The 19,363-nt window shown below is 46.6% G+C and carries 20 protein-coding genes; 6 read left to right on the top strand and 14 right to left on the bottom strand.

Annotated elements, in window-relative coordinates:
• Positions 1-16 precede the first annotated feature (16 nt).
• Both QRX25_RS18220 and QRX25_RS18225 read left to right on the top strand, forming a co-directional pair.
• Entirely contained in the window at positions 17-937 is a 921-nt protein-coding gene (locus QRX25_RS18220; protein WP_212099687.1) for an ABC transporter ATP-binding protein, read from the top strand.
• Positions 934-1,887: a DUF2705 family protein gene (locus tag QRX25_RS18225; RefSeq protein WP_212099690.1), complete on the top strand. Its 954-nt coding sequence runs from the start codon at positions 934-936 to the stop codon at positions 1,885-1,887. The genes QRX25_RS18220 and QRX25_RS18225 overlap by 4 nt, the downstream gene beginning before the upstream one ends.
• On the opposite strand, the gene QRX25_RS18230 is transcribed toward QRX25_RS18225, so the two are convergent.
• The 6 genes from QRX25_RS18230 to cysL all read right to left on the bottom strand — a co-directional run bounded on the left by QRX25_RS18230 (position 1,877) and on the right by cysL (position 6,583).
• On the bottom strand, positions 1,877-2,713 hold the full coding sequence (locus tag QRX25_RS18230) for a hypothetical protein (RefSeq protein WP_212099693.1): 837 nt from the start codon (positions 2,711-2,713) through the stop codon (positions 1,877-1,879). The genes QRX25_RS18225 and QRX25_RS18230 overlap by 11 nt on opposite strands.
• A complete protein-coding gene (locus QRX25_RS18235; protein WP_212099696.1) occupies positions 2,704-3,501 on the bottom strand; it encodes a hypothetical protein in 798 nt (265 codons plus the stop codon). The genes QRX25_RS18230 and QRX25_RS18235 overlap by 10 nt, the downstream gene beginning before the upstream one ends.
• Positions 3,470-4,393 carry a DUF6895 family protein gene (locus tag QRX25_RS18240; RefSeq protein ID WP_212099699.1) on the bottom strand — a complete coding sequence of 308 codons (924 nt, stop codon included), beginning with the start codon at positions 4,391-4,393 and terminating at the stop codon, positions 3,470-3,472. Before QRX25_RS18240 ends, QRX25_RS18235 begins: the two co-directional genes overlap by 32 nt.
• Before the next feature lie 49 nt (positions 4,394-4,442).
• Positions 4,443-4,622: a hypothetical protein gene (locus QRX25_RS18245; protein ID WP_013353974.1), complete on the bottom strand. Its 180-nt coding sequence runs from the start codon at positions 4,620-4,622 to the stop codon at positions 4,443-4,445.
• A 151-nt stretch (positions 4,623-4,773) separates the two neighbouring features.
• Positions 4,774-5,637, bottom strand: coding sequence for an octanoyl-[GcvH]:protein N-octanoyltransferase (gene lipL, locus QRX25_RS18250; RefSeq protein ID WP_115996617.1), 864 nt, complete (start codon positions 5,635-5,637; stop codon positions 4,774-4,776).
• A 55-nt stretch (positions 5,638-5,692) separates the two neighbouring features.
• Positions 5,693-6,583 carry a cysJI operon transcriptional regulator CysL gene (cysL, locus tag QRX25_RS18255; RefSeq protein WP_065982595.1) on the bottom strand — a complete coding sequence of 297 codons (891 nt, stop codon included), beginning with the start codon at positions 6,581-6,583 and terminating at the stop codon, positions 5,693-5,695.
• 115 nt (positions 6,584-6,698) lie between these two features.
• On the opposite strand from cysL, the gene QRX25_RS18260 reads away from it, so the two are divergent.
• Entirely contained in the window at positions 6,699-7,676 is a 978-nt protein-coding gene (locus QRX25_RS18260; RefSeq protein WP_115996615.1) for a YeiH family protein, read from the top strand.
• 38 nt (positions 7,677-7,714) lie between these two features.
• Here the strand turns inward: QRX25_RS18260 and pta are convergent, their stop codons facing one another.
• On the bottom strand, positions 7,715-8,686 hold the full coding sequence (gene pta, locus QRX25_RS18265; RefSeq protein ID WP_212099702.1) for a phosphate acetyltransferase: 972 nt from the start codon (positions 8,684-8,686) through the stop codon (positions 7,715-7,717).
• A 256-nt stretch (positions 8,687-8,942) separates the two neighbouring features.
• Between pta and hemQ the strand changes: the two genes are divergently transcribed.
• Both hemQ and bacG read left to right on the top strand, forming a co-directional pair.
• Positions 8,943-9,707 (top strand): hydrogen peroxide-dependent heme synthase, encoded by a 765-nt coding sequence (hemQ, locus tag QRX25_RS18270; protein ID WP_014471181.1) that lies wholly within the window; start codon positions 8,943-8,945, stop codon positions 9,705-9,707.
• Between the two features lie 118 nt (positions 9,708-9,825).
• On the top strand, positions 9,826-10,605 hold the full coding sequence (gene bacG, locus QRX25_RS18275; RefSeq protein WP_212099705.1) for an NADPH-dependent reductase BacG: 780 nt from the start codon (positions 9,826-9,828) through the stop codon (positions 10,603-10,605).
• Positions 10,606-10,620: 15 nt separating this feature from the next.
• On the opposite strand, the gene bacF is transcribed toward bacG, so the two are convergent.
• The 7 genes from bacF to QRX25_RS18310 all read right to left on the bottom strand — a co-directional run bounded on the left by bacF (position 10,621) and on the right by QRX25_RS18310 (position 17,918).
• Positions 10,621-11,820: a transaminase BacF gene (bacF, locus tag QRX25_RS18280; protein WP_212099708.1), complete on the bottom strand. Its 1,200-nt coding sequence runs from the start codon at positions 11,818-11,820 to the stop codon at positions 10,621-10,623.
• A gap of 12 nt (positions 11,821-11,832) precedes the next feature.
• Complete coding sequence (gene bacE, locus QRX25_RS18285; RefSeq protein ID WP_212099712.1) at positions 11,833-13,014, bottom strand: bacilysin exporter BacE; 1,182 nt, start codon at positions 13,012-13,014, stop codon at positions 11,833-11,835.
• Positions 13,011-14,429 carry an alanine--anticapsin ligase gene (gene bacD / locus QRX25_RS18290; protein WP_212099716.1) on the bottom strand — a complete coding sequence of 473 codons (1,419 nt, stop codon included), beginning with the start codon at positions 14,427-14,429 and terminating at the stop codon, positions 13,011-13,013. Before bacD ends, bacE begins: the two co-directional genes overlap by 4 nt.
• 16 nt (positions 14,430-14,445) lie before the next feature.
• Entirely contained in the window at positions 14,446-15,207 is a 762-nt protein-coding gene (gene bacC / locus QRX25_RS18295) for a dihydroanticapsin 7-dehydrogenase (protein ID WP_212099719.1), read from the bottom strand.
• Positions 15,204-15,914: a 3-((4R)-4-hydroxycyclohexa-1,5-dien-1-yl)-2-oxopropanoate isomerase gene (bacB, locus tag QRX25_RS18300; RefSeq protein ID WP_041481683.1), complete on the bottom strand. Its 711-nt coding sequence runs from the start codon at positions 15,912-15,914 to the stop codon at positions 15,204-15,206. The genes bacC and bacB overlap by 4 nt, the downstream gene beginning before the upstream one ends.
• Entirely contained in the window at positions 15,904-16,518 is a 615-nt protein-coding gene (locus tag QRX25_RS18305; protein WP_014471186.1) for a bacilysin biosynthesis protein BacA, read from the bottom strand. The genes bacB and QRX25_RS18305 overlap by 11 nt, the downstream gene beginning before the upstream one ends.
• A 161-nt stretch (positions 16,519-16,679) precedes the next feature.
• Positions 16,680-17,918, bottom strand: a complete 1,239-nt coding sequence (locus tag QRX25_RS18310) for an MFS transporter (RefSeq protein WP_212099721.1) — start codon at positions 17,916-17,918, stop codon at positions 16,680-16,682.
• 220 nt (positions 17,919-18,138) lie between these two features.
• Here QRX25_RS18310 and QRX25_RS18315 point away from each other — a divergent pair, with 220 nt between their 5' ends.
• Positions 18,139-19,341 carry a multidrug effflux MFS transporter gene (locus QRX25_RS18315; protein ID WP_115996607.1) on the top strand — a complete coding sequence of 401 codons (1,203 nt, stop codon included), beginning with the start codon at positions 18,139-18,141 and terminating at the stop codon, positions 19,339-19,341.
• Positions 19,342-19,363 lie beyond the last annotated feature (22 nt).

Genomic DNA, 19,363 nt, shown 5'->3' on the forward strand with positions numbered 1-19,363 from the left:
AAGGTGTGCAAATATCGTGACTGAACCAGCCCTGATATTGGAAAATGTCTCTAAAACCATCAATCATATTCCAATTGTACAGTCAATTTCTTTCGATGTGAGAAAAGGTGAGATATTCGGCCTTTTAGGACCGAACGGCTCAGGAAAAACCACTATTTTCAGAATGATCGTACAGCTTATTAAAAAAACAGAAGGAGCCATTTCATTCAAGGGCAGACCGGACAGCGACTTTGAATATTTCATGAAACATATCGGGGTTATCATCGAAGGGCCGGACATGTATCCGAATATGACCGCTTTGCAAAACCTGAAATATTTCACTAAACTTCGCAGCGCCTCGCTCCGAACGGATGACCTTATGAATATTCTCATAAAAGTCGGATTAGAGCAGGCTGCCCGCAAAAAAGTGAAACATTTCTCATTAGGCATGAAACAGCGTTTGGGGCTCGCTTATTCTCTTCTCCACAATCCTGAGTTATTAATTCTGGATGAACCGATGAACGGCCTAGATCCTAAAGGGATGAAAGAATTGCGCACCATTCTTTCTGATTTAGCGCAGGAGGGAGTTTCTATTTTAATATCAAGCCATTTATTGTCGGAAATGGAGGAGATTTGCGACAGGGTTGCCTATATCAAAAAGGGACGGATTTTAGGAATTGAAGAGATGAAAAAAAGAAATGACCCTGCTCAGAAAAAGCTGTTTACCGTCATGGTTAATAATCCTGAAAGGGCGAAAGAAATATTGGAACAGGAAGGGATTCTTCAAGTACAGCAAATAGACAGCCGCATCATTGAATTGGAAGCAGAAGAAGACACCATCCCGTATGTCATTAAATCTTTAGCAGAGAAAGAGATTCTGATTTCCCGCGTCTCCGCAAGAACTTTGTCCCTGGAAGAAAAATACATGATGATAACAGATAAGGAGGACGCGGTATGAGCATATTTCATCTGGCGCAGAACGAATTCATAAAAATAACCCGAAAAAAAGGCACACTTTTATCTCTTTTTTTCCTGTTTCTCATCGTTTTGCTGACCGGCCTTATCATGAATCATGAGGTAGATGCTTCTTCGGATAACAATTGGAAAGAACGGCTTCTCGCCGAAAAAAAACAAGAAGAAATCGAGAAACCGACTGAAACGACGGGCGTTTATTATTCAGCTGATGTTAAAAATAAAGACTATTATTTGGAGCATAACATTAACCCCTATGAATGGAACAGCTGGAGGTTTTTCAGCACGGTTACTTCAAACGGGCTTGAAATTTTCGTAAGCTTAACCGCAATTTTAACCGTCAGCGGGATTGTTTCCAAAGAGTTTGCTCTTGGGACGATTAAGTTTATCGCTACAAGTCCGAACCGAAGATGGCGGATTTTAACATCGAAATTTCTGGCATCCCTTCTGTTTACCGGCATGGTTTACTTATTTTACTGTATAAGCTGTTTGCTGATCGGCGGCGTGTTATTCGGTTTTTCTAATGGCTCATATCCGCTCGTCTATTCTCATTTAAATGACAGCCTGTATACCATCAGTTCATTAAAAGCATCCGGGAGCATTCTTCTTTTACGTTTCATTTCAATTATAAGCATTGTCACCATCGCATTCACTTTGTCAGTATTATTCAAAAGTCAGGCTCTTTCCCTTTGCTTATCCATTTTACTGCTGTTTGCCGGCAGTATATTGGGCGGAACTGATTTGCTTGCTCAATTTACGTGGTATAAATTTACGCTCTTTCCGCATTTAAATCTCGTTGCTTATGTAAATAAAAGCGCCGGTGATGCGATTTCAACATTAAACATCCCCTATTCTATGACGGTTATAGCAATCTACTTTCTTATTTGTTTGTTGATTTCATTTACCGTCTTTCAAAAGAGAGACATTACAGCATAGACAGAGTGGCGGCGGCATAATGAGCGGACGGCAAAAAATACTGACGGTCCAGCATTTTGCCGCTGACCTTCCCTTGGTCCATGGCCAATGGATTTAAATAACCGAAGCCCCCGTTGCTTCGCTGCTGAAAGCATAGAAATTCCCGCCCTTCCCGTATAAAAAGCGCCTCATCGAACTGAAGAAATTTCATAATGGCGGTGTATTTTGCAACGGCGTCGATGTGATACCTTCTGCACTCAGCTAACATTAAGCCTGAGAAAGCAAAGTCTGATGTTTTGTACCATTCTATGAGAAAAGGCTGCAATTCTTTCATCTGCAAGTAAGTAACAACATAAAGGGCATCCGCCAATTCTTCCTGCCTGCCGCCCGATGCCATAAGCAAATCAGCCTCCCTTTCCAAGCCGTTTTCTAAGAAAACGATCAGCTCTTCCGAAGTCACGGCTTTAAAATAAGCTGCTAACACCATTAGGATCATAGAAGAAGAATCTGATTTCAGCTCATCTTTTAAACCGCTGACCATTTGTTCACGACCGTTATGAAAAAAAATGCTTTTTGAGGCATACATCCTGCGGTATACATGATACGCATACGCGAACAGGACCGGGTGGCATTCGTGCGTTTTTTCTCCAAAATAACGGTCTAAGTAGAGGATGACTTCTTCCGTATCCTTGTTTTTTTCGAAATGATGACATGCCGCTAAACCGCAAAACAGGTGCATGAGTTCCTCTGCTTCCATTTCTTCCGGCTGCAGCTGAAGATTCTTCCAAAAAACCAGCAGCCATTCTTTTGTTTTTTTTATATTAAAATGTTCCTCTGCTATCTGCATGTTTCACACTCCAGAGTCAGAATCTCAATCGCCGGCAGAAGAGCCGGGGCACAATGAATGGATGGATTTTCATTATTTATATAATGAAGAGCTGCTTGACAGCCATAAAAAAAAGGATCGATACATGATTGAATAAATAACATAGTGCACAGCTGTTTCATATTTCTGCTGCCGAGACAAAACACAAGCCATTTTTGAATGGAAGCCTTCAAGCCGGGATGAAGCTGATGCTTTCCCTCATCTAAATAAAGAAGACAATACTCAATAAACTCCAGCTCGTTTTCAGCTGTCCTTTTCCATGCGTCTTGAAACAAAGGCTGAAACATCGAATCTTTGTAAAAACGCACTTTCTCATCATCAGATGACATTCCCAGCTCATTCAGCAAACCGACTAATTCAGCGTATTTAAAATAAGGCCATTCTTTTTTTATAAGATAGCCGTTTTGCAATCCATGACGTATCATCTGATCGTCCGCTTTCAACCCCTGCTTCTTTTTATAGGTTCTTGCCGTTAAATAGATATGAATCAATTCATTCACAATGGCCGTGTTACTGTGAAACAGATCTTCCCAGCATGACTTATCAACAAAAGCAGACGCAATCCGTTCAATATGTTCTTTTACAGCGGAAGAATGGCTCGTCTTTCTGTAGTATTTGCAGAAGCCTGCAAATAGCTGAATGCACTTCATATCCGGAAGCGATTGTTCGCCAAAAGATAATAAAAATTGATCCGTCTCTTCAGCTAATCTGTTCAAGTTAATAGTTCCTTTCTGCTCTAAGACAGGCATGCGCGGCTCCCGCAGCAACAAGTGTGGTATGGTAGCAATTTTTAAACACATCTTCCCTTCGCTGCTCACCTGTCAAACCGGGTTTATGTTGATAGGTAATGCCCGGAACATTCCCCTCTTTCATTCGGCCCTGATATATTTTATTCCATGCTGCCTCATAGAGCGGTTTATGATTTTCTCTTTCCATGTCAATATTTAAAAAAGAACTGCACATCAATAATTCACTGGTAATATCTAAATTCTCGAGACATATATAAATCCCGAGAAACTTCAGGACCTTTTCTTTCAAAGACGGCAGATTATACTCTTTATCTGTAAGCGAAGAACATCCCATGTCTGTTATATAAAAAATCGTATGAGTTATACTGTACGCATCATGATCAGTCATATATGTATTTGGGATATTCTGACCAGCTGCTGTGTAGTTATATAAGTCAGAAAAATCCGTTATTTCCGAGGTCACTCCCGCTCTTTCCAGACTGTACTTCAGATCCATTTTCCGAAAGGGAATTTTAGCAAGGCTGCCATCAAAACGCGATGCCGTGAATTTTTTCAGCTCCCATATCACCGAAGCCCGGGACGGGTGATCAGTTAAGGTAAGAAATTCCCCCGTAATAGCCAATCCGGCAAGACCGTCCGGATCAAAATGAATAAATTCTTCAAGCTTCTCATTGTGAAGCCTTTCTGTAATAAAGTCTGTTAAAACCGTAACCTCCTTATCATCTGCCTGATTTCTGATCAGGTAATTGGTAAGAAAAATGAGCTCTATAAATGTTTTAAGCCGCCATCTGAAATCATTCGCTACTTTATGATTCATATCAAAGAAATGAATATTCTCAACGATCCATGACAGTGCTCCCTGCTTAATTTCTTTTATGTACAATTGGGTCAAATTTTTCACCACCTTGTCTCAGATGTGTAGGTTCCAAACAGCTGATAATCTACTTTTGAGTGGCTAAATCAGAGAAATTCAAATTCGGGTTTTGATTGTCTTCTTGGCTTGGCACTACAAGCACCCAGCCACTCCAAGCGAAAGTATTGCCTGATTGCTCTGCATCTCCAGCTAACAAATGTGTCGGGATCGTGATTCTTTTTTCTTCTTTTATTTTTTTAAAATTCATATCTCCATCTCCTTTAGTTTATAGAATTATTTGGAACCTACATCAATATATTAATCAAATAAGGTATATATTGTAAACTACTTTTGATATAACACTTCTTTTTTCACTATAAAAAATAGTATATAATTACCAAAAATAAAAAAGCCCGGACTCAGTCCAAGCTTTCCTGCGTACCAAACACCTTCTCATTCCGCTCAAGCATTCGGGTCAGATTTTTTTCAAATACGATTTCTTCTTCCGGCGATAATCCCGCCGCATACAGGCGGCCGCTGAGTTCCTTCAGTTCGGTCAAAAGTGCCATCATTAAGTCCTGTACGGAAATGGCCGTTTGCAGCAATTCGCTTAATGAAGCCATCGTTTCGGGCCGGATGTCGGGGTATACGCCTTTTGTATCGTTGCTTTTGTCTTTTAAAGCGGCTTGATAGAAACGTCTGATCAAGTCGGCCCTATCACTGCCGCTTTTATCGGCGCAAAGATAAATCTGAACCGCGGTTCCGCCCCGCAGCCGTCTTTGTGAGATTCCCGCAAATTTTCGGCCGCCGATGCTGAGATCATAGCTCCCCGGACAGTACGATCCTTTAATTTCATACGCTTCTATTTCAGCATTGTACGGACTCAGCATCCGCCGCACCAGCTCTGTCATCGCCTCGTAGCCTCTGTCGATGTCGATGCCTTTTTTCTCATCTTCAAAAATAAGCGAGATATTCAATACGCCTTCATCGAGAACGACCGCGAGGCCCCCGGAATTGCGGACAATGACACGGTAGCCTTCGTCCTTCAGCAATTTCACGCCGTCCTCTAAAAATGGAAGCCGTGTGTCCTGAATGCCGAGCACGATCGTCCGGTGGTGCACCCAAGATCTTGCTGTCGCAGGCGAATCCCCTTTGCCTGCGGAGGCGCACAGCGTATCATCCATTGCGAATGACTGCTTCGCATCAAAATAAGGGCCGAGGCTGGATTGGTCAATGATTCTCCAGCTCGGCTGCATCAATAAATCAATCGGTTGCTTTCCCATCTATATTAAATCCCTTTCGTCATAGGCTTTTCATGCATTTATTATATCACTCCGCTTAAGATGATTGAAATTGGCTTTTCAAAAGAGCGATGAAGATTTCTTTGTTTTTTGTGCTCTCCATAATGGAAGATTGAATGATAGACAGTTTCCGCTTCAAGGAGAATCCTTTTATCTCAAGCACGGAAATGCTGCGGTGAAGCAGATCCTTTTGCAGCACGCTTTTTGACAGGACGGAAAGGCCCATTCCGCTGATGACTGCTTCCTTGACGCCTTGGTTGCTGCTGATCGTCATCAAGGATTTCGGCCGCAGTCCGTTTGAATGAAGGACGTGGTCTAAATATTCTCTCGTTCCCGAACCCTTCTCCCTCGTCACCCACGCTTGATTTTGCAAATCTGTAACCGGGATGTTTTTTTTGCCGGCGAGCGGGTGTCCGTTCGGTGCGGCAATGCACAATTCGTCCTCCATAAACGGCTGAATGTCGAGCTCGTTTTTCCCCGTATGCCCTTCAATTAATCCGATATCGGCTTCAAGCATCCGAACCGCTTCACTGACCTCCTCCGTGTTTCCGATCATGACGTCCAGGTTCAGCTCGGGATACTCGGCATGAAGCTTTGCGAGAAGCGGCGGCAGAATATATTCGCCGATGGTAAAGCTCGCTGCGATTTTCAGCTTCCCTTTGACATAATGGTGATGGGCGTATATTTCGGTTTTCGCCTGCTCGTACAAAAAGACCATTTGTTTGGCGCGCTGATAGAGAATGTCTCCCGTCGGCGTTGTCGTAAAGTGCTTCGGCGAGCGGTTCAGCAAGGCGGTTTGAAATTCTTTCTCCAGATTTTTAATGTGAAGACTGACGCTCGGCTGAGAAATCATCAGCTTCTGCGCCGCTTTTGTAAAGTTTTTTTCTTCCACGACGGCAATGAATGTTTTCAGTTCTCCATAATACAAAAAGCATCGCCCCTAATCATTATTTTTCCTAATCGTTTAGATCATATAAATATATTTTACTAATGATTAAGACCGCAGTAAAGTGGAGTTATCAACATAATGGGAAGTGACTGAGATGAAGATGGTAAAGGGTGTTACAGTTACCGCAGGAATTGCGTTTGCGGCTTTCTTTGTCAGCCGCCTGCCTTTTTTACAAATGCTCGGAATGCTTGTCCTCGCGATGCTGATCGGCATGCTCTGGCGCGCGGTTTTCGGACAGCAGGCGGCATTAGAGCCGGGGATTGCGTTCTCAAGCAAATACTTGCTGAAAGCAGGCATTATCCTGCTTGGCATGAGACTGAACCTGGCGGACATCTATCATGCCGGCTGGCACGTATTTGCAATTGCCGTCTGCTGTATGATGTTTGCGGGCGCCGTGGTATACGGACTGTCCCGGCTGTTTCGTATGGATCAGACACTCAGCATATTAACGGCCTGCGGCACAGCGATCTGCGGGGCGGCTGCCATTGCCGCGATCGCGCCGCAGATCAGATCAAATGAAAATGCAGCCGCCATCAGTGCAGCCGCCGTTTCATTATTAGGAACCGTTTTTACTGTTGTGTATTCTCTTTCTTATCATGTATTGGGCTTTTCTCCCGCGGCTTACGGGGCCTTTTGCGGGGCAACGCTTCATGAGGTGGCGCATGCGGCGGCGGCCGGCAGCGCCGGAGGAAAAACAGCCGTCGAGATGGCGGTGATCGTCAAGCTGACCCGGGTCGCGCTGCTCGTTCCGGCCGCATTCATGCTTGGAATGCGGGCGCGCCGCAGCGGTAAGTCAGAGACAGTATCTGCCGCTTCGCTGCCCATCCCTTGGTTTATCTTCGGATTTCTCGGAATGAGCGCCATCCACACATCAGGCGTCATTTCTGCCGCGCATTCCGCGTTTCTTGTGCAAGTGTCTTATGTTTTAATCGGCATGGCGATGGCGGGTCTCGGTTTAAAAGTCCATATATCAGCATTTCGTCATGACGGCTGGCGGGCGCTCGCGGCTGGTTTGATCGGTTCTCTCTGTTTATCCCTGTTCGGCTGGGCGGCAGTGACTTTCTTTCTATAAAAAAACGCCGGCCTTCATAAAGGCCGGCATTTTCCGGATTACAGCGCTTGAGCCGCCGTAATTAACGCAAGATTGTAGACGTCTTCCGCATTACATCCTCTGGAAAGATCGTTTACAGGCATATTTAATCCTTGCAGAATCGGTCCGACCGCTTCAAAGCCGCCTAAACGCTGAGCGATTTTGTAGCCGATGTTTCCTGCTTCAAGGCTTGGGAATACAAATACATTCGCGTCTCCTTTAATTTCGGAGTCCGGCGCTTTCTTCTCCGCAACAGACGGCACAAATGCAGCGTCAAATTGGAATTCGCCGTCAAGCGTAAGTTCAGGCGCTTTTTCCTTCGCAATTTTCACCGCTTTGGCCACTTTTTCCGTCTCGTCTGATTTCGCCGATCCTTTTGTAGAGAAGCTGAGCATGGCAACGCGCGGGTCAATATCAAACATTTGAGCCGTATTGGCGCTTTCAATGGCGATTTCGGCAAGGTCCTGGCTGTCAGGAGCAATGTTGATCGCACAATCAGCGAATACATATTGCTCGTCACCGCGAGCCATGATGAAGACGCCTGATGTTTTTTTCACGCCTTCTTTTGTTTTGATGATTTGCAGTGCAGGGCGCACCGTATCGGCAGTAGAATGTGCAGCTCCGCTGACAAGTCCGTCCGCGAGACCTTTGTACACAAGCATTGTGCCGAAATAGTTTTCGTCCAACAAGGCTTTGCGGGCCTGTTCTTCCGTCGCTTTGCCTTTGCGGCGTTCTACGAAAGCCTGAACGAGTTCTTCCATGCCTTCATATGTATTCGGGTCAAAAATGTCAACGCCGTCAAGCGTAAGATTTAATTCTTTCGCTTTTGCTTGAATGTCTTCTTTATTGCCGACTACGATCGGCTTTAATACCTTGTTGCCCGCCAAGTTGTTGACCGCAACCAGGATACGTTCGTCCATTCCTTCAGGAAATACGATTTTTACATCTTTTCCTGCTACTTTTTCTTGTACTTTTGTAAATAAATCTGCCACGATATACCCTCCTCTATGTTGACAAAAAACGCTTACTTTTACAGCATACTCTTCTTCCTGCTAAATTCAAATAACCAACTTCCATTATAGCGCTTTCAAAGAAAAATCTTATTTTTCTAACTAATTTAACTGACGGTTTGTTCACAGCTTAGTTTCTGACACAAGGCTATGGATTATTCAAGGTTTCTCCACAGCTGAAACGGTTAAACTGTGATATAGTGAAGGCATCAATGAAAAGATATAGGAGTGAAGATACATGAGTGAGCAGCAAAAAACGAACGAAGCCGCCCAAACGCTTGACGGCTGGTACGCGCTTCATGATTTCCGCACAATGGACTGGACGTCATGGAAGCTGTTATCCAGCGATGAGCGCCTGTCGATTATTCACGAATTTACGGGACTGCTTGAAAAATGGGGCGTCGCCCAAAAAGAAGGCAAAGGCTCGCAAACCATCTACAGCATCGTCGGACAGAAAGCCGATTTTATGCTGATGATTCTTCGCCCGACAATGGAAGAGCTGAACGAAATCGAGCTTGAATTTAATAAATCAAAGCTTGCTGAATTTACAATCCCGGCTTATTCTTACGTGTCCGTGGTAGAGCTGAGCAACTACCTGGCAAGCGGAGAAGGCGATCCGTATGAAAATCCGCATGTCCGCGCACGCCTGTATCCTGAGCTGCCGGAAGCGAAATACGTCTGCTTCTATCCGATGGATAAAAGAAGAAACGGAAATGACAACTGGTACATGCTTTCTATGGATGAACGCAAAAGCCTGATGAGAAGCCACGGCCTGATCGGACGGAGCTATGCCGGCAAAGTCAAACAGATTATCACGGGGTCTGTCGGTTTTGACGATTACGAATGGGGCGTCACGCTCTTCAGTGATGATGTGCTTCAGTTCAAAAAGCTTGTCTATGAAATGCGCTTTGACGAAGTCAGCGCGCGCTACGGCGAATTCGGTTCATTTTTTGTCGGAAACCGATTGTCTCTCGACACACTTCCGCAGTTTTTACACGTGTAACACCCACCCGCCTCTCCGGCGGGTTTTCCTTTGTCAGAATTTAAATAAAATTTGCTATTTTTGTCGTTTTTTTTTACGATGTAAAAGAGATTCCATTTTGGTAAAGGGGTGCAGACAGTTGTCAAAACGAACCGCATTTATTATGGGAGCCAGTCAGGGGATCGGCAAAGCGATCGCTCTGAAACTGGCGGACAATGGCTTTCATACCGTCATTAATTCACGAGTTCCCGAAAATATTGAATCCGTAAAAGAAGAGATTCTCGCCAAACATCCGGATGCGGGCGTCACCGTTCTTGCCGGGGATATGTCGGATCAGAAGACGAGAACCGGTATTTTTGAAGAAATCAGATCAAAATGCGGACGGCTTGATGTATTGATCAACAACATTCCGGGCGGCTCGCCGGACACTTTTGAAAACTGCGATATAGAGGATATGACAAATACCTTTACGAATAAAACAATCGCTTATATCGATTCTATGAAAACAGCCGCAGCGATCATGAAACAGCACGAATTCGGCAGAATCATTAATATTGTGGGAAACCTATGGAAAGAGCCCGGCGCCAACATGTTTACCAACAGCATGATGAACGCCGCTTTAATTAATGCCAGCAAAAATATCGCCATTCAGCTTGCGCCTTTTCACATCACTGTCAATTGTCTGAATCCCGGATTTATCGCCACAGACCGCTATCACCAATTCGTGCAGAATGTCATGAAGCAAAACGGCATTTCCAAAGCAGAAGCGGAAGAACGGATTGCCTCAGGCGTTCCGATGAAGCGTGTCGGAACCGCAGAAGAAGCCGCGGCGCTGGCTGCCTTTCTCGCCTCGGAAGAAGCCTCTTATATTACGGGGCAGCAAGTGTCGGCCGACGGCGGAAGCATGAAAAGCATATAAAAAACATCCCGCTGTTTAGCGGGATGTTTCTTGTAATGAAGCAAAGGACAAACCGAGCTTTCGAATCCGCAAAACGAATTCCCTCAAGTCCCCCTGCTTGGCCACCATTGATATTCTGACATAACGCTTTCCGCGGCTTCCGAAAATCTCGCCGGGCGTCACAACAACATGGGCATGCTCCAGCAGATAATCCGAAAATTGGTGTGAAGACTCGAATTCATTCGGAATTTCAGCCCAGACATAAAAAGTCCCTTTCGGTTTTTCAATGCTCCAGCCCAATTCCTTTTCACATAACTCAGTGAAAAAATCAATCCGTTCCTGATATGTGCGCTTCAGCCGTTCCGTATGTTCAGGGCTTCCTGACAGCGCCGCCGCTGCCGCCTGCTGAAGGCCGCCGAACATACCGACGAATACGTGATCCTGAAATTCATTGACCGCCTGAATGATCTTCTCATTCCCCACGGCAAACGCCATTCTCCAGCCTGCCATATTGAAGGTTTTCGAAAATGAATACAGCTCCGCGCCGACCGTCTTGGCTTCCTTCGCCTGCAGAAAGCTGGCCGGGTTCTGATCAAATTCGAACGCGCCGTACGCAAAATCGTGAATGAGATGGATGTCATGTTTTTTAGCAAACGCCGCCGCTTTTTCATAAAACGCCTGATCCGCTGTCGCGCCCGTCGGGTTATTCGGGTAATTCAAAAACATCAGTTTGGCTTTTTTCAGGACGGCGGGATCAATCTGCTCAAAATCCGGAAGATAGCCGTTCTCTGGATGAAGCGGCATCTCATGCAGCTCCGCTCTGGCCATTGTGATTCCCGATAAATACTCAGGGTAGCCGGGGTTCGGGACTAAGGCGATGTCGCCGGGATTCAGCAGGCATTGCGTCAAAACGTACAAACCCGCCTTCCCTCCGCCGAACAGCGCAACTTCTGTCTCCGGATTGACCGATACACCGTATTCTCTCTCATAAAATTCCGCGATGGCTTCTTTCAGAAACGGATAGCCTCTGAACGGGCCGTATCCGTGATACGAAGGATTCAGCGCAGCCTCCCGCAATGATTGAACGATATGCGGCGGAGTGGGGAGATCGGGATTTCCCTGCCCGAGATTGATGATCCGGGCCCCCGTTTTCTCCAACTCTTTTACCTTTTGAAAAACGAGCGAAAATTCCTGTTTCGGAAGTGTCTTGATGACGTCGGACGGTATGATTTCCATCTGAAAGGCTCCTTATAAATGAATTTGCTCCGATTCGTTATTCCGTTCTGAAAACGATTTATTGACCAGTTTTGTATGCAGAAACAACCCGCTGACCAGAAGCACGATAAACGCCATGATAACCGCCGCATCTACAATGTTGATCAGCATGGAACCGACGGCGATGCACAATCCGATGGACGCCTCTGCCACGGAAAAGATCCGGCCCTGAATCTGGTTCGCCGCGTTCTCCTGAACTTTGACCTTCGCCAGCACCTCGCCGTATTCCATTGCAATAAAGAAAAGAATGGCGGCAATGACTGACACGGCGAAAATCGGGGTGAACAAAAACAGCGCAAGCGAGACGATCGACAACACTGTAAAATACATCAGCCCTTTATTATTGTTAAAGCCCCATTTGCTGACAAGGGCGGCGCCGATAAAGCCGCCGAAGCCGATACAGAACGTCAGAATGAAATTCCCAATTTCCCCGTCGCCTAAAAAGCGGCTGACAATCGGAAAATAGCTGTAGACGACACCCCATAACAGCGCCATCGTAACCATCGTAAACATAGCATTTAACACGAAAGCATTTGTTTTGATTTCCTTCAGGCCTTCCTTAAACGACTGAAAGGCTTCTCTCACGTTTTCTGACTGAATCGGCACGTATTGAAGCTTAATACGGCTGATGAAAAACGCGGAGACAAGGTAGGTTACCCCGTTAAAGGCGACGGCAAGCTCAACAGAACCGCCTAACAGAAACAGACCGCCGGCTGCGGCGCCGACAATAATCGAAATCGTCGTGGCTTTGGCAAATAAGGTATTGATATTTTTAATATCCGCTTCTAAAGACGACATGACCGCGAGACGGGCCGGGTTAAAAAATACGCCGCTTCCGTAAGAGACAAACAGCAGCGCCAGAAAAAGCAGCGGATATTCGCCTTTCGGGAGAAATGTCAGCCCCAAGAAGATGACACCTCTGATCACATCCGTCCACAGCATGATTTTCACCCTGTCGAGCCGGTCGACAAGCACGCCTAAAAACGGCTGAAACACCATCGGAATGCTGCGGACCGCGATGACGCCGGACGTCACCCAGTAGTCATGATAGTATGTAGACAAAATGAGCAGGGCCGGGAGAACGCAATAGTCTCCCATAAACGAAAGCGCCTGCCCGAAAAGCAAATACTTAGAGTTCGGTTTCAGCTGTTTCATACCGATAACGCATACTTTGCAGTCAGCTTCGCCTGCTGCTGAATTTGTTTGATTGATTCGGCCACGTCTTTTGAATTACTTCCTTTCAGCTCAAACGCCGCAATGCTGTTGAACGCTTCGAACAGCCGCAGATCCACTGACGTACCCGCCTCAGCCGCTGAGAAAGAAACGAGTTCAGTGTCTCCCTTTAAAACGCCGTCAGGAATTTCAATGCTTTCAATGACGAAATCGACAACCGTCTCAGGCAGCTGGCCGTTCTCTTTGAAATGATGAGGATACAAGTGGCAGTCTGCGACATAGCATGGCTCCTGCTCCAATAATCCTTTCGGCAGATCGGCTTCTTTTCCGAAACAGAGAACATCCAATAATAGCTGCGCCATATCGACGCCGAAGACCTTTTTAATATTCGGAATCATATTCCATCCCGCGAATCTGGCAGCTGACTCAATCAGTCCGGCTTCTCGGTTTTTCATTAATTTTATTTCTGTATGCGTTGCACAGTTTTCGAGGCCGAGTCCTTCATTCGCCTTCTTGGCAGCTTCGACGATTTTCCGCTTGGCGTCATCATCCAGGATGGACGGCGTAATATGCGCTGTCTCCGTGAATCCGATTTGCGGTGTTTTATCATGGATCGCGACGGGGAAGTATTCTCCGTCGGCCATGATGCCTTCTATGCTGATATAGTCGGAATAACCGCTTGTTTCGTACCAGTCATCATACTCGCCCTGCAAGAATTCTTCCGCGATAAACGGCGCTTCAAACGTGACCGCTTTCGGTACGTTAATAGATTTCAAGTACTCATTGACTCTGTTGAATTCAGCTTCGGCCGTTTCCATCTCTTTGATAAGCGTCACGCCGATCGAGCTCGCCAGATATGTAGGCTTCAGAATAAGCGGCGTTCCGATTTCCTGAAGCGCGGCGCGGAAATCTTCCAGGGTCGTCACCCGTTTGTTTTTGATGGATTTGACGCCGGCCCGGTTGAAGGCGGCTCTCATTTTGTTTTTATCTCTGGCGTTTTCAGCGGCCTGTACGCCCGCTCCCCGCAGGCCGAGCCGTTTACACGCTTTTGCCATCGGAGCGATAAACAGTTCATTGTTGGTCGTAATGGCGTCAACCGCAAACATCTCGGCCACTTTGACGATTTCTTCGACTACTTCTTCCTCAGGTTTGTCATGATCTTCATGAGCCCAGTAAATCGAATCGGGATGTTCAAAATCAGCCAGACTCTTAAAATAGTCTTTATCTTTAATGACCGCAATCGAGTATTTTTCAATTAAGGCCGCATGAGAGGCTGTAATTGCAAAGGGTCTCGGAATAAAGCTGACGAGGTTGTATTTTTCGGCTGCGCTTTTGTAAAACATATGCGGCGGGCAGCCCCCAAGATCAGCGATAACCAATACTGTTTTTCTCTCCATATGTAACACTCCTTCTCTATTGTGCGGTGTATCCACCGTCTGCGGTGATGGCGCTTCCGGTCATATAGCTTGATAAATCCGAGGCGAGAAACAGCATGACGTTCGCTATTTCTTCAGGCTTGCCGAGCCTCAGCAGCGGATTGACTTTCGCTTTTTCTTTTTTGATTTCTTCAAGCGTGCCTTCGTTATTTTCAAGGAACGACTTTTCATTCAAAGGTGTGTCGATGATTCCCGGACACACGCAATTGACGCGGATGTTGTGTTTCGCATAATCGACGGCCATAGAACGCGTCAGCTGCAAAACACCGCCTTTAGAGGCGTTATATGCGGGAATGTCGGGCCATGCGACGACTCCCCCGACGGAGCACGTGTTAATGATATTGCCCTTGCCGCTTTTGAGCATATACTTCAGCGCGTGCTTGCTCATCAGAAACATGCCCGTCAGATTGACGTTAAGCACCTTGTTCCAATCACTCAGCTCCATCTCATGAATCGGGGCGACAATTTCGATGCCGGCGTTATTGATTAACACGTCCAACCCGCCGAACTTGTCAACCGCTGACCGGATGGCGTTTTGACATGCCGGTTCATTTGTAATATCCGTCTGGACAAAATGCAGCCTGTCATTGTTTTCTTTCCGGATCATCGCTTCTCCCTGCGCCTCATCAATATCCGCGACGACCACATTTGCCTGCTGATTCAGAAACGCCTGAACCGCGGCATAACCGATGCCTGATGCGCCCCCTGTGATGAGGACGGTTTTATCCGTCAGGTTCATGACTCTTTCGCCTCTAATTTTTTCGCTTTTGCTCTGTTATAGCGCGGAGGGAAAAAGATATTGACTGATTTTGAATCCTTTTCAAATCTGTTGATGGCGCCGTGATCTTCTCTCGGGTCGCAGAAATAGGCTGTTCCGAATGTCATATCCACTTTACAGCCTTCAATGGTCATATCATAGCCGCCGCCGATGCAGATGCCGATCTGTTCATTGCGATGTTTATGGAACGGCATTTCCCCGCCGTTGCCCGGAATGTTGGCAAGCATGATTTCCACCCAGTCCTCCACGAAGAATGTGACTTCCATACCAGGCAATAAGTCTCGCGTTTTAAAAATATTCAAAAAATAATCCTCAGGGCTTGTGTAGGTTTCACCGGCTTTAAGGCGTTTAATATCAATAGCGATCACTTCTTGATCCGTCTCATTTCTTGCGCCGTGAGGCACATGAGGAGGCGCGATATAAGCTGATTCCAGCGCCGTCATCTTTCTTGTGACGTCTCCGACTGTCATAGACAGCTCGCCGGAAACGACAAGGCCGATTTGGACTTCCTTATGCTGATGCGGTTCCACGTTTGTATGCGGCGGAACGTAAGAGAGCAGAACTTCCGTATCGCCTCTGACGGATGAATATTGTCTTACTCCGTTTTCCCATTCTATTAATTTAGGCGTCGGGAAATAAAGTTCCTGCAAGTCTTGTTTAGTTTTCATCATGAATCTCTCCTTTTCCGAATAATGACCAGCTCATGGGAATGCTTTTAAACGTTTTTACAAATTGAAGGCCGTACTTTTGTCTGGCCAGCTCATTTGTCAGCGCGATGTCGGACAAACCGTCCTTCACTCTTTTCGCGGCTGCGCTTGTTGAGTTTACCAAATCAAACGTAACATCTTTACGGGTAAAATACTTAATCAAATTGATAGGAGACGGGTGGGATACGATAACAGCCTTATCAAGCATGTCATCGGTATATTCAAAATCAGGCCGGACAGCCAGGCCGTACATGGGGGTGTCGCACCTGAAAATTTGCAGAAGCTGCAGATCCGGTCTCATGTAGAAATGCTTAATGCCGTCATACGCGTGAGGCACAATTGTGTATTCCAACGGACTTTGGAGCGTTTTTTCAATGCACGATTCAAATGTATCATGCAGAGATAACTTGCTGTTCACCCCTTGGAGGAGGGTAAAATTGGTGATGAAGTTTTTTGCTGCGTACTCACTGCTTGTCCCTTCAGGACCGAGCGTGTTGATCGTAATCAGTTTAGATATTGAATAAGCCTTGCTTTTCGTCTGAATGCTATTATCCAATATAATCATGAGCACCAACCAATCTGTTAAATTTTAAGTAAATATTATCCATAGAGATTCAAACTGTCAATATTATTTGAAAATATTGATAATTATCCCTATATAATAGAAAACACCTTATGAGATAAGGTGTTAAAAATTAACATTTACAAAATTGTTGAAACTTTATTTTACCGATACAATGATTGGTCAGCCGTATGCTCATATCTGCCATATCTTCTGTAAGCAAAAACGCTGAGGCCAAAGCCGATGAGGGTGACGGCTGCACAGATAAACCCGACAGCTGCATATCCATATCCGACGTAGACCGGGCCCATGACAGCCGAACCCAGGGTCACGGCCAAATTGGACGCCAGACTGTAGAATGCCATGATTTTGCCCCGGCGGCTCTGTGAGCAATCGCTTAAAATGGTGCTGAGCAAGGTCACCGTCAGGCTTTGCATCAAGCCCCAGACGAATAACCCGATGACCAAAAGCGGCATTGATGACGGCGCATAGGCGAGACAGGCAAGCCATATGCTGATAACGGCCAATGCCGCGATCAGGGCACGCATTTTCCCCGCCTTGTCGGCGATTTTCCCCGTGAACACACTCATGGAAAACCCGATCCCGTACACCATGATCATCAGCCCGGAAGCGGTATTTCCCCCCGGCAGCACGCGGTGAAGATACGTGCCGAGAAATGAATACATGCCGTAAAAACCGATCATGTTGCAAAAAGTGATCGTGAGGTATACAGGAACACGGGGCACCTTCAGCGCATCCCGGAAGGTGCCTGTCTGCCGGCCGCTTTCCTCTTCTGTTTTGTCCCCATCCGCCGTTGTGCGGCGCGCCTCAATGAAAATGAGCGAAGCAACGAGGACAGCCATCAAGGCGAAAATCCAAAACGTCCACCGCCAATTCAAAACGCCGCCGATAAAAGAGCCGATCGGAACACCGAAAATCAAAGCAAGCGACCAGCTTGAAACGATCAGACCCATCACCTTGCCGCGATGCGCATAAGGCACACGGTCGCCGACCAGCGCATAAGCTGTCGGCACAAACGCACCCGCCGCAAGTCCGGAAAGCGCCCTGCCCAGAAAGAAAAAAAAGATATTGTTCGCCAGCGCGCAGATTACCGTGCCGGCCGTAAATATAAGAAGCCCCGCCATCAGGCTGAGTTCACGGGAATATTTATCTCCCAGCGGAACCAAAAGCGGCGCCCCGATAAAAATCATCACTCCGTAAATACTGATGGAAAGCGCCAGAACACTGACATCCGAGCTGAAAGCCTGCGCTAAATCCGGAAGCAGCGGGGAAATCACCAGCTCTTCAGAACCCGCGGCAAATACGCCTAATGTCAAAGCAAGCGCGAGAAAGACCGGAAATCGGCGTTTCGTTTCGATGTGATCGGTTTGTATGCTGTTCATGCTTTTTGAACACCTCTTCCGTAAAACTTTTCTACCTTTTGTTGTTTTATAGTTTAGCATCCTTATTTTTCATTTTACATTTCATACGAAAACTAATTTCATTTTTTTATTTACATTAAGATTTTAAATAAAATATTTAGTTTATATTCAATAAATGTTATAAAATAAGCCATCCGGTTATGCTATAGTGATAGAATCATTTGTTAAGGTGGGTCATGGAATGAATAACGGTTATTCAAAGGCCGGCCGCGCAGGCCTCGGCATGGTATTGATTCTCGGGACGCTTGCTTCATTCGGGCCGCTTTCGCTCGATATGTATCTGCCCGCTTTGCCTGAAGTGGCGGCCGACCTCCATACGTCAGCGTCACTTGCGCAGCTGAGCCTGACGTTTTGTCTTTTGGGGCTCGCGATCGGCCAGATAGTTGTCGGGCCGCTCAGTGATATGATCGGGCGCCGGAAGCCTCTGATTCTGTCATTGCTGCTTTATACGCTGTCTTCTTTATTATGCGCCTTCAGCCCTTCTGTTTCGTTTTTAATTGTCATGCGGTTTATTCAAGGGTTCACAGGGGCGGCCGGAATCGTCATCGCACGGGCTTCCGCACGCGATATGTATTCCGGAAAAGAATTGACGGCTTTTTTCTCATTACTGATGCTTGTGAATGGGGCGGCGCCGATCTTAGCGCCGATTACAGGGGGATTTATCCTTCAATTCGCGGGGTGGAAAATCGTGTTTATCGTGCTGGCGGTGATCGGCTGTATCATTTTTGCCGCAGTGATTGCGGCATTGCCTGAGTCGCTTCCGCCTGAAAAACGGACAAGCGGCGGACTCCGGGAGACGCTGATGACGTTTCGGGGCCTGCTCGGCGACCGGATGTTTATGGGAATTGCGCTCAGCCAGGCATTTGTGATGACCGGCATGTTCGCATATATTGCCGGGTCGCCGTTTGTGCTGCAAAACATCTACGGCGTGTCGGCGCAAACGTTCAGCCTGCTGTTCGCCGTAAACGGAGCGGGAATCATATGCGCTGCTCAAATCACCGGACGGATGGCCAAAACACATGATGAACGGAAGCTGTTTGTCGCCGGGCTGTTCATTGCCGTCATCGGGAGCATCGCTTTGCTTTTATCGCTTGCCTTCGGATTAGGCCTGACGGCGGTCTGCATTTCTTTATTTATTATTGTCTCTTCAGTCGGGGTCGTCACAACGACAGGGTTTTCTTTGGCTATGCAAAAACAAGAGAAAGGCGCGGGGAGCGCTGCGGCTCTTCTCGGACTCCTGCCTTTTATCGGCGGCGCGGCTGCCGCCCCACTGGTCGGGATAGCCGGAGAAGAAAACGCCTGGCCGATGGCTGTCAGCATTTTCGGTTTTCAGCTCTTTGCCGTTCTTTCCTATGTTCTGTCGGCAAAACGGAAAACAAAGTAAAGCCCGCCGCTTTTTGCGGAGG

This window comes from Bacillus sp. L381, from assembly GCF_030284525.1.
Taxonomy (GTDB): Bacteria; Bacillota; Bacilli; order Bacillales; family Bacillaceae; genus Bacillus; species Bacillus amyloliquefaciens.